Genomic DNA, 12113 nt, shown 5'->3' with positions numbered 1-12113 from the left:
AAGCCGGTCCGCCGGCGACATCAGGCACCGAGCACCTCCCGCAGGTCGTCGACGCTGGCGACATGGGCTGCGGCGCGGGGGCTGTCGGCGGCAGTGAAGTCGTCGCGTCCGTAGCCCCAGCCCACGACGATCGTGCCGATACCGTGCGCGGCGGCGCCCTCGACGTCGTGCGAACGGTCACCCACCATCACGACCCGCTGCGGCAGCGGCGCCAGCTGTGCCAGCGCGTGGGCCAACACGTCGGCCTTGGATGCGCGGGTGCCGTCGACACTGGCCCCTGCGATCACCTCGAAGCACTCGTCGAGATCGAAGTGGGCGAGAATCCGCCTCGCGGTGGGCTCCGCCTTCGAGGTGGCGACGGCCAGTCGGACGCTGGCGGCCCTCAGGTCGGCCAGCAGCGCGGGGATCCCGGTGAACGGCCGGTTCATCGACCAGCCGCGGGTGGTGTAGTCGGCGCGGTAGGCGGCGATCGCGGCGTCGGCGTGCTCCCCGAGACCCATCTCGAGCAGGGTGACGTGCATCGGGGGGCCGACGATCCGGCTGACGAGGTCGCCGTCGGGGACCGTCGCGCCGACGGCCTGCAGTGCGTGGCGGAAGCTGGCGACGATGCCCTCGGCCGAATCGGTCAACGTGCCGTCCAGATCGAAGATCACCAGATCGCCGCGGCCTGCCCGCGCGAAGTTCCTGGTGCCCTCCAGCGTGTCAGTCACCGGTCCATTGTCCCTGACGCCGGCGGTCGGTCGCACCGCACTACTGTCGTGGGGTGGCAAGTCTCGGGGTGATGCGATGACGGTCCGGCTCGCAGACATCGTCGACGTGCTCGATGCGGCCTACCCTCCCCGGCTCGCGCAGAGCTGGGACTCGGTCGGGCTGGTGTGCGGAGACCCGTCGGAAAGTGTCGAGACGGTGACCATCGCCGTCGACGCGACACCCGCCGTGGTGGCGCAGGTGCCCGACCGCGGCCTCCTGCTGGCACACCATCCGCTGCTGCTGCGCGGGGTGGACTCGGTGTCGGCCGACACGGCGAAAGGCTCCCTGATCCACTCGATGATCCGCACCGGTCGCGCGTTGTTCACCGCACACACCAATGCCGACAGTGCCGCGCCCGGGGTGTCGGACGCGCTGGCGCTGGCCATGGGTCTCGAGGTGACCGAGGTGCTCTCCCCGGTGCCCGCGGGTCCCGAGCTCGACAAGTGGGTGGTTTTTGCACCCACCGCGGACGCCGCGGCGGTGCGCGCCGCCATGTTCTCGGCCGGCGCGGGCCACATCGGGGACTACTCGCAGTGCAGCTGGACCGTCGCGGGTACCGGACAGTTCCTGCCGCACGAGGGCGCCTCGCCTGCGATCGGCACGGTGGGCGCCGTGGAGAAGGTCGCCGAAGATCGAATCGAGATGGTGGCGCCGGCCACGCTGCGGGCCGCGGTGCTCGCCGGCCTGCGCAGTGCCCATCCGTACGAGGAGCCCGCGTTCGACATCGTCGCCCTGCAGTCGGCACCCGGCGGCGTGGGCCTGGGCCGCATCGCGACGCTGCCGACGCCAGAACCGCTGTCGGCCTTCGTTTCCCGAGTTCGGGGCGCGCTGCCGGCCACGTCGTGGGGGGTGCGCGCCTCCGGTGAGCCGACTGCTCCGGTGTCGCGGGTGGCCGTGTGCGGAGGTGCGGGCGACTCGCTGCTCGACGACGTCGCGGCCGCCGAAGTGGACGCGTACGTCACCGCTGATCTGCGTCACCACCCCGCCGACGAGCACCGGCGGGTGTCGGAGGTGGCGCTCGTCGACGTCGCGCACTGGGCAAGCGAATACCCCTGGTGCGGTCAGGCGGCGCAATTGCTGCGCGACCACTTCGGCGACTCCCTGCCGGTGACAGTGTCCGACGTGCGAACCGACCCATGGAATGTCGAAGGAAGCTGAACATGAAAGCTGATGTGGCTCAACAACGGGCGTTGCTCGAGCTGGCAGAACTCGACGCCGAGATCAGCCGCAACGAGCACCGGACGAAGACGCTGGGCGAGCAGCAGGCGTTGGAGGCGGCGCAGGCCGCGCACCGGGAGGCCAACGATCGGCTGGCGACCGTGCAGCTCGCTCTGGGCGATATCGATGCGCAGGTAACGAAGTTCGAGTCCGAGATCGACAGCGTGCGCCAACGTGAGGATCGTGACCGTGGTCTGCTCGACGGTGGAACGGTCGACGCCAAGCAGATGACCGAACTGCAGCACGAACTCGACACCCTGCAGCGGCGCCAGACGAGCCTCGAGGATTCGCTGCTCGAGGTGATGGAACGCCGTGAAGAGCTTGCCGCCGAACAGGATCGCGAGCTGGCCCACATCGACGAGCTGCAGAGCTCGCTGAGCGACGCGCAGAAGGCGTGCGACGAAGCCCGCACCCACCTGGCGCAGCTTCGGCACCAGTCGATCTCGCACCGGGAAGACCTCGTCGCACACTTGGACGAGTCGCTGGTCGCGCTGTACGAACGCCAACGGGCGCGCGCGGGAGTGGGTGCCGGACTGTTGCAGGGGCGACGCTGCGGCGCGTGCCGGATCGAGATCGACAGGGGCGAGTTGGCGCGGATCGCCGCCGCCGCCGACGACGAGGTGCTGCGCTGCCCGGAATGCGCCGCGATCCTGTTGCGGGTCAAGGCGTCTCACGCATGAAGGTACGGGTCGAGGCAGACGGGGGGTCCCGCGGCAATCCCGGCCCCGCCGGCTATGGCGCGGTGGTCTGGTCGGCAGATCGGGGATCGGTGCTCGCCGAGGCCAAGTCGGCGATCGGCCGCGCCACCAACAACGTCGCCGAGTACCGCGGACTCATCGCCGGACTCCAGGAAGCGGCCGGTATCGGCGCCACCGAGGTCGACGCCTATCTGGATTCCAAACTGGTGGTGGAGCAGATGTCGGGTCGATGGCGGGTCAAGCATCCCGATCTCGCGCCGCTGCATCGGCAGGCCACTGACCTGGCGCGCGCATTCGATCGAGTCAGCTACACCTGGATCCCGCGCGAGAAGAACAGCGACGCCGACCGATTGGCCAACGAAGCCATGGACGCGGCCGCAGAGCTCGCCGAATCCGGTGAGGTACCCACGCCCGCGGTGGCGGTCACCCCGACGAAGACGGAGGTCGTCACGAATCCGGCCGGGTGGACAGGCGCCAAGGGAGCGCCGACGCGGTTGTTCCTGCTCCGGCACGGACAGACCGAACTTTCGGTGCAGCGGCGCTACTCCGGACACGGCAACCCCGCGCTGACCGACCTCGGAAGACGGCAGGCTGCCGCAGCGGCGGAATACCTCGGCAACAAGGGCGGGATCGCCGCGGTCGTGTCGTCACCGTTGCAGCGCGCCTATGACACCGCATCGGCCGCTGCCAAGGCACTGGGACTCGACGTCCTCGTCGACGATGAACTGATCGAAACCGATTTCGGCTCCTGGGAAGGGCTTTCGTTCAGCGAGGCGGCCGAACGCGATCCCGAGCTGCACACGACCTGGCTGCGTGACACGTCGGTGCCGCCCCCCGGCGGCGAGAGTTTCGACGCCGTCGCCGCCCGGGTGGGCAACGCGCAGAAGCGGATCATCGGCGAGCACGCGGGTCAGTCGGTGTTGGTGGTGTCGCACGTGACCCCGATCAAGACGCTGCTGCGGATGGCGCTCGACGCCGGACCGGCGATCCTGTACCGGCTGCACCTCGACCTCGCGTCACTGTCCATCGCCGAGTTCTATCCCGACGGAGCCGCGTCGGTGCGGTTGGTGAACCAGACCGCGTATCTGTGATCAGGGGGTGTGCAGGTGAGCCCGCTCGCCGTGCGCCCCGAACAGTGCTATCGCTTCAACTGGGCCGTCGACGACACCGAACCAGTGCGGTGTCCATGTCGAGAACTCCACCGCCTCACCGGGTTCGATGACAAAATCGCGCTCGGCCAGGATCAGCCGCATCCGACCCGACAAGACGTACACCCAGTCGTAGCCCTCGTGTACCGGTAGCTCCGGCGGAGGTTTGCGTCTGCGGGCGCTGATTCGGATCTTGAAGGCGTGCAGACCACCAGCCGGGCCCTGCCCGGTCAACGGCCAGAACGTGATCAGGTTGTGGGTCTGTGCACCACCGCGCACCCGGGGGTCGGGCGACTCGGGAGCTCGCAGCAGTTCGTCGGCAGTCACCGACAGCGCGGCGGCCAACCGCGGCAGGTGATCCAGGGCCAGACGGCGCTTGCCGGACTCCAATCTGCTCAGTGTCGAGACGTCGATGTTCGACCGGCTCGCGACGTCTTCGAGCGTCATACCCCGCTGCAGCCGCAGTTCCCGCAGTCTGCGTCGCACCCGTAGATCCACGCCCTGTTCGTCATTTGCCTGCATGGCAAGTCAGCTTGGCATTGATGTCGCGCGCGGGCAAGCTCGAGGCATGGACATGGAATGGGAATGCCTCGTCATCGGTGGCGGTGCCGCGGGATCGAGCGCCGCGCTGGTCTTGGGCCGGGCACGCAAGCGCACGCTGGTGATCGATGCCGGCCGTCAGAGCAACCGCGCGGCCCACGGGATCGGCGGGTTGCTCGGTCACGACGGTCGTCCGCCCGCAGAGTTGTACGAACTCGGTAGGAAAGAGCTGGAACAGTATCCGAGCGTCGAGGTGCGCAGTGGTGAAGTGCGGATCGCGAAGCGGTGCGGCACCGGCTTCCAGGTCGAACTCGCCGACGGCACCCGCGAGCGAGTGAAGAGGGTGTTGCTCGCGATGGGGATGGACTACCGTCCGCCGGAATTGCCGGGGCTGGAGGAAATCTGGGGGACTTCGGTGTTCCACTGCCCGTTCTGCCACGGCTGGGAGGTTCGTGATCAACCGCTGGCGGTGCTGGCGGAAGGGGAGCGGGCGGTCCACATGGCAACGTTGATGCGCGGGTGGAGCGACGACGTGGTGCTGCTGACCGGAGGTTCGGGTGGCCTGGACGCCGAACATCGGGCTGGGTTGAGTGGCGCGGGAGTGACGGTCGACGACCGGCAGGTCGCCGGGCTGGCTTCTGAGCGAGGCGAGCTGACCGCTGTCGTGTTCGCTGACGGGTCCCGGCTGCCCAGGCGCGGGCTGCTGGTGTCCACGACGCTGCATCAGCGTACCGACCTCGCTGCGCAGTTGGGCGTGAAATTTGCTGCGGCGGGACCGGTTTCAGTAGACGCGATCGAGGTGGACGCGATGTCGCGGACATCGGTCCCCGGCGTGTTCGCCGCGGGTGACGTCTGTGCGCAGATGCCACAGGTGGCGGCCGCGGTCTCAGCGGGCTCGTTGGCTGCGGTATCGGTGGTTCAGAGTTTGATGGAGGAGGCGCGATGACGGAATCAGAGGTCAAGCAGCACTGGGAAGACCGGTACGCCGAGCGGGAGCGGATCTGGAGTGGTCGGGTGAACCCGCATCTCGCGGAGATCGCATCGCCGCTGACGTCGGGCAGCGCACTGGACCTGGGTTGCGGTGAAGGCGGCGACACCCTCTGGCTGGCCGAACACGGTTGGCAGGTGACGGGAGTAGACATCGCCGATACCGCGTTGGGTCGCGCCGCTGCCGAAGCGAAGGCGCGAGGACTGAGCGAGCGTGTGCACTTCGTGCAGACGAATCTGTCGGAGACGTTTCCTGAGGGAACCTTCGACCTGGTGTCGGCACAGTTTCTGCAGTCGATGGTGCACCTCGACCGGGAGCGGATCTTCGCCGCTGCTGCCAGCGCCGTCGCTGCGGGCGGAGTCCTGATCATCGTTGACCACGGCGCCGCGCCGCCGTGGGCGCCGGCCCACATCCAGGACCACGTGTTTCCCACCGTCGAGGAGGTATTTGCCTCGATCGATCTCGGCGAGGGACGTTGGGATCGACTGCACGTAGGAACCGTGGAGCGTGACGCAGTCGGGCCGGACGGGCAGGCGGGTGTCCTGTTGGACAACGTGATAGTGCTGCGGCGGTCAGCGGGGGAGTAGGGGATTCCTGTCAGACCCGGGGGCTAGCCTGGTTTCATGTTCGAAAGTTTGTTCGACGTGGATCCCGGGGCGGGGGAGGCGCAGTTGCGGGTGCAGGTCGAGCAGTTGGAGCACTTGAAGTCGGCTGCTGCTGCGGCTCAGGCGCGGTTGACGGCGTTGTGGGCGCAGAAGCGCCGCGCTGCGGAGCAGGCGGCGGGGGTGGCGACGGCGAAGCGGGGTAAGGGGTTGGCCTCGGAGGTGGCGTTGGCGCGCCATGAGGCTCCGGTGAAAGGGAATCAGCATCTGGGTTTCGCGAATGCGCTGGTGCGCGAGATGCCGCACACGTTGGCGGCGTTGGAGGCCGGGGTGCTCTCGGAGTGGCGGGCCACCCTGATCGTGCGCGAATCGGCGTGTCTGAGTGTGGAGGATCGCCGCCAACTGGATGCCGAGTTGTGTGCGGATATGTCGCGGTTGGTGGGGTGGGGCAACAACCGGGTGGAGGCTGAGGCCAAGAAGATCGCGCTGCGTTTGGACGCGGCGGCGGTGGTCGCGCGGTCGGCGAAGGCAGCCAAGGATCGGTGTGTGACGATCCGGCCGGCGCCGGACACCATGACCTGGGTGTCTGTGCTGCTGCCGGTCGCTCAGGGGGTGGCGGTGTATGCGGCGTGCAAGCGCGCCGCGGACACGGCGTTCGACGGGCGCTCGCGGGGGCAGGTAATGGCCGACACCGTCTACGAAAGGGTCACCGGACGCCCCGCGGACAAGCCGGTGCCGGTGGCGTTGAATCTGGTGATGGCCGATTCCACGCTGGTCGGCGATGATCAGGAATCGGCGTGGCTGGAAGGGTACGGGCCGATCCCGGCGGGGTTCGCGTGCCGGCTGATCGGGGACGCGGTGGCCGACAAGGACATCAAAGCGACGTTGCGGCGGCTGTACCGCCACCCCACCAGTGGGCAGTTGGTGGCGATGGAGTCCCGGTCCCGGATTTTCCCGAAAGGGTTGGCGGCGTTCATCGGGTTGCGCGATCAGAGGTGCCGGACCCCGTATTGTGATGCCCCGATCCGCCACCGCGATCACGCCACCCCGGTTCGGGCGGGCGGTGAGACCAGCGCCCACAACGGGCTCGGGGACTGTGCAGCCTGCAATTACGCTAAGGACGCGCCCGGCTGGACCGTCACCACCAGCGAGGACAACGGCGCCCACGTCGCGCAGGTCAGCACCCCGACCGGGGCGACGTATCAGTCCACCGCCCCACCACTACCCGGGCCGCCGATCCGACGAACGCTGAGCCTGCTCGAAGGCCGCCTCAGCATCGACCTCATCACCTTCGACGCCGCCTAGCCGGAAGTAGCTGGTACGTCAGCCAACTGGGTGAGCCGCACGCTGTTGCCGGAGGGATCCCGGAATCCGCAGTCGATGCCGTAGGGCATCTCGTGGGGTTCCTCGGTGAACTCGACGCCGCGAGAGGTGAGTTCGGCGTATGTGGCGCGACAGTCTTCGGTCGTCAGGAAGACAGTGCCGGCGAAGCCCTTGGCTGTCAGATCGAGGACCAGCTTCCTCGTGGACTCGTCCATCACCGGCTCCCCGGGTACCGCCATCAGTACGATCGAGACATCGTTCTGGCCGGGAGGTCCGACCGTCAGCCAGCGGAAAATGCCGTCCACATCTGGAAGCGAAACATCTTGACGCACTTCCATTCCGACCTTCTCAGTCCAGAATTTCAACGCTACTTCTTGGTCATGGACCCACAGATGGGTGCTTGCGATCTTCATCATGGATCCGACGTTACGGTCGCGTGGTCGAGTCCGTCTTCTCCCCGTGTGCTGTCTTGACGGCGCGACTGTCCGCCCGCGGGCGCGTGTCCCGGGCGAGGATGCAGTTCGGAATCCGGGCGTGCACTACGGCCGGTGGTAGTGACGCCCGGTAGGCGGCCGGCGGCAGGCCGTAGGCGCGAGCGAAGCTGGTGGTGAAAGAGCCGACGCTCTGCAGCCCGACCATCACGCAGATGTCGGCCACCGACCGGTCGGTGTGGCGCAACAGCGCCGCGGCGCGTTCCAAACGCCGAGTCTGCAGATATGCCCGCGGAGACTCGCCGAAGGTCCGGGTGAACATCCGGCTGAAGTGTGCCCGCGACAATCCGGCCGCATCCGCAAGGTCGTCGATGGTGATCGGCTCGGAGTAGTGGGCGTCGACCAGATCCTTGGCCCGCATCAGGTAGCGGGCCGGGGGCGCCTGCGTCATGGTTCAAGTATGGCTCCACCCCGAGTGGGCCGCTGTTACCCGATTTGGCACACGAACCATTACGTTGTTAGAGCGGATGAGCTGGCTGGGCGGCCGCGGGACCCGGGGTGACCTGGGTGTCGAGGAAAGTCCGGACTTCACAGAGCAGGGTGATTGCTAACGGCAATCCGAGGTGACTCGCGGGAAAGTGCCACAGAAAACAGACCGCCACCCTCGCGGTGGTAAGGGTGAAACGGTGCGGTAAGAGCGCACCAGCGTTCCGGGTGACCGGAGCGGCTAGGCAAACCCCACCCGAAGCAAGGCCAAGAATGTCGCGCCGGGAGGTGCGGCAGCGCAGGCGTTCGAGGGCTGCTCGCCCGAGCCTGCGGGTAGGCCGCTCGAGGCACCCGGTGACGGTGTGTCCAGATGGATGGTCGCCGCCCCGCCGCCGATGGCAGCGGGGAACAGAATCCGGCTTACAGGCCAGCTCATCCGCCCTCCGGGGTCTCCCGGCGCATCAGGCCTTACGGACGGCCTTGTCCAACGCCTTGAGGGCGTCCTCGATCTGCTCTTCGCATCGCAGCGCGAGGTCGTTCTCCTGCTGGTAGAGCAGTCCGTAGGTGAAGGTGTCCTCGCCGGCGGCGTGCGCCAACTCGGCCTGCCGACTCAGGTGGGAACGGCTGACGACGCTGTCCTGGTGATCGCCCAGCAGGCTCTGGATCGTCTTGGCCCGGTCGGCCACCTTGGACGCGCCGGTCGCCGCTGCGGTGTAGCGGAGTTGCTTGGCGCGCTTCCGGATCCGGTGAAGCGCCTCGTCGCTGTCGACCTCGGGATCGTCGACCGCGGCGCGCGCAGCCTTGGCGGCCTTCCGGATCCGCTTGTAGGCCGAGTCGAGCGTCGTCTGCGCTGCGTCGTCGCCGGCCGGCGGTGGCGGAGGTTCAGCGGCCACCAGCCCCTCGAGTGCATCGAGCAACCGGAAGTACCGGGGTGAGCGCACCGCGGTCAGCGACCGCCGCCACCCGTTCTGGTAGCGCTTCTTGGCGCCTTCGACCAGGCGCTCCCGCACCGGGCCCCGGATGTTGGACTCCGGCAGGTTGTCGAGCGCGTTCTCGTAGCGCTCGGCGAGCACCTCGGCGTCTCGTGCCACGCCCAGTACGCCGGCGAGCTCGCGCAGTTCCGCCAGGATCCACTCGTCGTCGGTGATTCCGAACGACCCCTCCGCAGATTGCAGGAGGCTGCGGATCTTTCGGGTCGTCACCCGCATCTGATGGACCGAGTCGTAAACATCCGACCTCATGGCGCGGTCCCACTCGAGCAGTTCCCCGACCTGCTCGGCCACCGCGCGGTGCAGGGGATCGGCAGAGACCTCGGGGACGGCGGCGGCGGGTTCGCTCGATGCCAGAACCCGGGCGAGTTTCGACCCGTGCCCGGCCGGCAGCGCGCCGGCGTCCAGCAGACGATTGGTCAGCCGATCGAGAAGCCCGGTGTCGCCTCCCTCGACCAGCTCCAATTCCCATTCGCGCCAACTCTGCTCGTCGCCACCCTCCGCGCTGGCGGTGACCTGGTCGTCGCAGAACTCGGCGACGGCGGAGCCCTCCGGTCCGTAGAGCATCTCCACGGTCCTGGACGTGCTGATCCGCGCCACCGGGGCGAGTGGGTTGTCACGCACGATCGCGAGCACCACGTCGCGCAGGCTCTCCGGTACGTCGTCCTGCAACGGCGCGCGCACCTCGGTGCGGGTGTCGGGCCCGGCAGGCAGCTTCAGGTGCCACCCCTCGTCCGGTCCGCCGGTGCGCCGCCGCAACGTGATCCGGTGCCGCGCAAGATCGCGGCCCGGTGTGTCGAAGTAGACAGCGTCGAGCTGTTGTGACGGAGACCGCTCGGCGCGGGAGATGGACGACAGGCCGTCGAACGAGGGTGTCACGGTGGATTCGACCACCTCGAACTTGCGCTCGGTCTCCGTGTACCTGGAGGTTTCGGGCGTTTTGGCGGCCATGGTCCCCTTGTCTGGGCAGTGGAGCGATTGGCTGGGAAAGCCAAGAGTGCCATATCCACGTGAACCGGCAGTCGGGGTCGGGCCGGTCGGCTCGGAACACGTGAGGGCACCTCGCGGCGGGGCGTTCACGGTTTTGGGGCACATGCTCTTAAGATCGTCTTATGAACCGGGAAATGGGCCTGGTAGCCGATGGCCCGGCACGACTGAGGGTCGACGATTATCTCGACCGTGACGGCAACATCGCGATCCCTGCGGGCGTCACACTGACGTCGTTTCTGGACCGCAATGTCGCCGAGCTGGGTGACACCCCGGCCTACCGATATCTCGACTTCGATCGTGACAACACCATCGAGCTGTCCTGGCGGCAGTTGGGAGCACGGTTGCGTGCGGTCGGTGCCCGCTTGAAGCAGGTCACCCATGCCGGTGACCGCGTGGCGATCCTGGCTCCCCAGGGGGTCGATTACGTCGTCGGCTTCTTCGCCGCAATCCAGGCCGGCGCCATCGCGGTACCGCTGTTCGCGCCCGAACTACCCGGCCACAACGAGCGGCTGGAAGCAGTGCTGGCCGACGCCCGGCCCACGGTGGTCCTGACAACGACCGCCGCCGCCAAGTCTGTCGGCGACTTCCTGCGGACCCTTCCGCGGGATCGTCGCCCACGCATGATCGCCATCGACGCGGTGCCCGAGGCTGTCGGCACCGGCTTCGTTCCGGCACCGCTGCAGACCGATGCCATCGCCTACCTGCAGTACACCTCCGGGTCGACCCGTGCTCCCGCAGGCGTGGAGATCACTCACCGGTCGGCGTGCACCAACGTCGTTCAGATGATCCTGTCGGTCGGACTGGACCAGAACATCCGAAGCGTCAGCTGGTTGCCGTTGTTCCACGACATGGGCCTGCTGATGATCATGTTCCCGGCACTCGCGGGCGGATACATCACCCTGATGTCGCCGCTGGCCTTCGTGCGCCGCCCCAACCGGTGGATGCGCGAACTGGGGTCGTCCGATCTGCCGACGTTCGCCGCGGCACCCAACTTCGCGTTCGAACTCGCGGCCCAGCGCGGTCTGCCGCGCCCCGGTGAAGAGCTCGACCTGAGCAACGTCGCGGGTCTGATCAACGGTTCGGAGCCGGTGAGCATCTCCTCGATCGAGAAGTTCGCCACCGCCTTCGGGCCCTACGGGTTGAACCCCGCGGCCATCAAACCGTCCTACGGGATGGCCGAGGCGACACTGTTCATCTCCACCACCGCGCACGACACCCGCCCGACGGCGATCTATCTCGACCGCGACGAGCTCAGTGAGGGACGTGCGGTTCAGGTGGCCCCCGACCATCCGAACGCGGCGGCGCAGGTGTCCTGCGGCAAGGTCGCACGAAGCCAATGGGCCGTGATCGTCGACCCCGCCAGCGACAGCGAGCTCGCCGACGGCCGGGTCGGTGAGATCTGGTTGCATGGCGACAACGTCGGCCGCGGCTACTGGGGTCGCCCGCACGACACCGAGCTGACCTTCCGGAACAAGGTCCAGTCGCGTCTGCCGCGTGGCAGTCACGCCGAAGGCTGCGACGAGAGCGCGCTGTGGATGCGCACCGGTGACCTCGGCGTCTACCTCGATGACGAGCTGTACATCACCGGCAGGATCAAGGACCTCATCATCGTCGACGGCCGCAATCACTACCCGCAGGACGTGGAGGCGACCGTGGCCCGGGCGTCCCAGGCCGTGCGGACGGGTTTCGTCGCCGCATTCTCGGTTCCCGGCAAGGGGCGTGAGGAAGTGGCCATCGTCGCCGAACGCGCGGTCGGCGCGGGTCGCGCCGAGGCGGCCCCGATTCAGGAGGCCATCCGCGCCGCGGTGTCACGGGTCCACGCTCTGCCGGTGGCTGAGGTGAAACTTGTTGCCGCAGGGGTCATTCCCCGAACCACGAGCGGAAAGCTGGCGCGCGGGGCGTGCCGGACGAAGTATCTCGACGGCGCGCTCTGAACCCCGTCGGTCACTG

The 12113-nt window shown here is 68.0% G+C and carries 12 protein-coding genes and 1 other RNA gene; 8 read left to right on the top strand and 5 right to left on the bottom strand.

Annotation, left to right across the window (positions count from 1 at the left end; all coding sequences use genetic code 11):
• Nucleotides 1–20 precede the first annotated feature (20 nt).
• Entirely contained in the window at nucleotides 21–710 is a 690-nt protein-coding gene (locus tag ABDC78_RS16930; RefSeq protein ID WP_347133112.1) for an HAD hydrolase-like protein, read from the bottom strand.
• A 76-nt stretch (nucleotides 711–786) separates the two neighbouring features.
• On the opposite strand from ABDC78_RS16930, the gene ABDC78_RS16925 reads away from it, so the two are divergent.
• From ABDC78_RS16925 to ABDC78_RS16915, 3 genes are read left to right on the top strand one after another with little or no spacing between them, the layout of a single operon-like run.
• Nucleotides 787–1908 (top strand): Nif3-like dinuclear metal center hexameric protein, encoded by a 1122-nt coding sequence (locus ABDC78_RS16925; protein WP_178359986.1) that lies wholly within the window; start codon nucleotides 787–789, stop codon nucleotides 1906–1908.
• 2 nt (nucleotides 1909–1910) lie between these two features.
• Nucleotides 1911–2648 (top strand): C4-type zinc ribbon domain-containing protein, encoded by a 738-nt coding sequence (locus ABDC78_RS16920; RefSeq protein ID WP_178359987.1) that lies wholly within the window; start codon nucleotides 1911–1913, stop codon nucleotides 2646–2648.
• Nucleotides 2645–3757, top strand: coding sequence for a bifunctional RNase H/acid phosphatase (locus ABDC78_RS16915; RefSeq protein WP_178359988.1), 1113 nt, complete (start codon nucleotides 2645–2647; stop codon nucleotides 3755–3757). Before ABDC78_RS16920 ends, ABDC78_RS16915 begins: the two co-directional genes overlap by 4 nt.
• Here ABDC78_RS16915 and ABDC78_RS16910 read toward each other — a convergent pair whose 3' ends face one another.
• Nucleotides 3758–4336, bottom strand: coding sequence for an XRE family transcriptional regulator (locus ABDC78_RS16910; protein ID WP_178359989.1), 579 nt, complete (start codon nucleotides 4334–4336; stop codon nucleotides 3758–3760). It abuts the gene before it with no gap.
• A gap of 46 nt (nucleotides 4337–4382) precedes the next feature.
• Here ABDC78_RS16910 and ABDC78_RS16905 point away from each other — a divergent pair, with 46 nt between their 5' ends.
• Genes ABDC78_RS16905 through ABDC78_RS16895 form a run of 3 tightly spaced genes read left to right on the top strand, consistent with a single transcriptional unit; the run spans nucleotide 4383 to nucleotide 7249 of the window.
• Complete coding sequence (locus tag ABDC78_RS16905) at nucleotides 4383–5300, top strand: NAD(P)/FAD-dependent oxidoreductase (RefSeq protein ID WP_178359990.1); 918 nt, start codon at nucleotides 4383–4385, stop codon at nucleotides 5298–5300.
• Nucleotides 5297–5929, top strand: coding sequence for a class I SAM-dependent methyltransferase (locus ABDC78_RS16900; RefSeq protein WP_178359991.1), 633 nt, complete (start codon nucleotides 5297–5299; stop codon nucleotides 5927–5929). Before ABDC78_RS16905 ends, ABDC78_RS16900 begins: the two co-directional genes overlap by 4 nt.
• A gap of 36 nt (nucleotides 5930–5965) precedes the next feature.
• Nucleotides 5966–7249, top strand: a complete 1284-nt coding sequence (locus ABDC78_RS16895) for a DUF222 domain-containing protein (RefSeq protein WP_178359992.1) — start codon at nucleotides 5966–5968, stop codon at nucleotides 7247–7249.
• Here the strand turns inward: ABDC78_RS16895 and ABDC78_RS16890 are convergent.
• Together ABDC78_RS16890 and ABDC78_RS16885 are read right to left on the bottom strand one after the other, a co-directional pair.
• A complete protein-coding gene (locus tag ABDC78_RS16890; protein WP_178359993.1) occupies nucleotides 7246–7683 on the bottom strand; it encodes a VOC family protein in 438 nt (145 codons plus the stop codon). The two genes, ABDC78_RS16895 and ABDC78_RS16890, sit on opposite strands and share 4 nt — an antisense overlap.
• A 10-nt stretch (nucleotides 7684–7693) precedes the next feature.
• Entirely contained in the window at nucleotides 7694–8149 is a 456-nt protein-coding gene (locus ABDC78_RS16885) for an AraC family transcriptional regulator (RefSeq protein WP_178359994.1), read from the bottom strand.
• Nucleotides 8150–8226: 77 nt separating this feature from the next.
• Here ABDC78_RS16885 and rnpB point away from each other — a divergent pair.
• Nucleotides 8227–8623, top strand: an RNA gene (gene rnpB / locus ABDC78_RS16880) — RNase P RNA component class A.
• 22 nt (nucleotides 8624–8645) lie between these two features.
• Here the strand turns inward: rnpB and ABDC78_RS16875 are convergent.
• On the bottom strand, nucleotides 8646–10124 hold the full coding sequence (locus ABDC78_RS16875) for a CYTH and CHAD domain-containing protein (RefSeq protein WP_178359995.1): 1479 nt from the start codon (nucleotides 10122–10124) through the stop codon (nucleotides 8646–8648).
• Between the two features lie 161 nt (nucleotides 10125–10285).
• Here ABDC78_RS16875 and ABDC78_RS16870 point away from each other — a divergent pair, with 161 nt between their 5' ends.
• Nucleotides 10286–12097 (top strand): fatty acyl-AMP ligase, encoded by a 1812-nt coding sequence (locus tag ABDC78_RS16870; protein WP_218620970.1) that lies wholly within the window; start codon nucleotides 10286–10288, stop codon nucleotides 12095–12097.
• Nucleotides 12098–12113: the final 16 nt, after the last annotated feature.

This window comes from Mycobacterium sp. DL (assembly GCF_039729195.1).
GTDB lineage: Bacteria > Actinomycetota > Actinomycetes > Mycobacteriales > Mycobacteriaceae > Mycobacterium > Mycobacterium hippocampi_A.
This window is presented reverse-complemented; position numbering and strand designations above follow the sequence as displayed.

What these genes read in the sequence shown, in the direction of transcription:
- ABDC78_RS16925 (WP_178359986.1), top strand. Translation starts at nt 787, where the DNA reads ATGACGGTCCGGCTCGCAGACATCGTCGACGTGCTCGATGCGGCCTAC.
- ABDC78_RS16920 (WP_178359987.1), top strand. Translation starts at nt 1,911, where the DNA reads ATGAAAGCTGATGTGGCTCAACAACGGGCGTTGCTCGAGCTGGCAGAA.
- ABDC78_RS16915 (WP_178359988.1), top strand. Translation starts at nt 2,645, where the DNA reads ATGAAGGTACGGGTCGAGGCAGACGGGGGGTCCCGCGGCAATCCCGGC.
- ABDC78_RS16910 (WP_178359989.1), bottom strand. Translation starts at nt 4,336, where the DNA reads ATGCAGGCAAATGACGAACAGGGCGTGGATCTACGGGTGCGACGCAGA.
- ABDC78_RS16905 (WP_178359990.1), top strand. Translation starts at nt 4,383, where the DNA reads ATGGACATGGAATGGGAATGCCTCGTCATCGGTGGCGGTGCCGCGGGA.
- ABDC78_RS16900 (WP_178359991.1), top strand. Translation starts at nt 5,297, where the DNA reads ATGACGGAATCAGAGGTCAAGCAGCACTGGGAAGACCGGTACGCCGAG.
- ABDC78_RS16895 (WP_178359992.1), top strand. Translation starts at nt 5,966, where the DNA reads ATGTTCGAAAGTTTGTTCGACGTGGATCCCGGGGCGGGGGAGGCGCAG.
- ABDC78_RS16890 (WP_178359993.1), bottom strand. Translation starts at nt 7,683, where the DNA reads ATGATGAAGATCGCAAGCACCCATCTGTGGGTCCATGACCAAGAAGTA.
- ABDC78_RS16885 (WP_178359994.1), bottom strand. Translation starts at nt 8,149, where the DNA reads ATGACGCAGGCGCCCCCGGCCCGCTACCTGATGCGGGCCAAGGATCTG.
- ABDC78_RS16875 (WP_178359995.1), bottom strand. Translation starts at nt 10,124, where the DNA reads ATGGCCGCCAAAACGCCCGAAACCTCCAGGTACACGGAGACCGAGCGC.
- ABDC78_RS16870 (WP_218620970.1), top strand. Translation starts at nt 10,286, where the DNA reads ATGAACCGGGAAATGGGCCTGGTAGCCGATGGCCCGGCACGACTGAGG.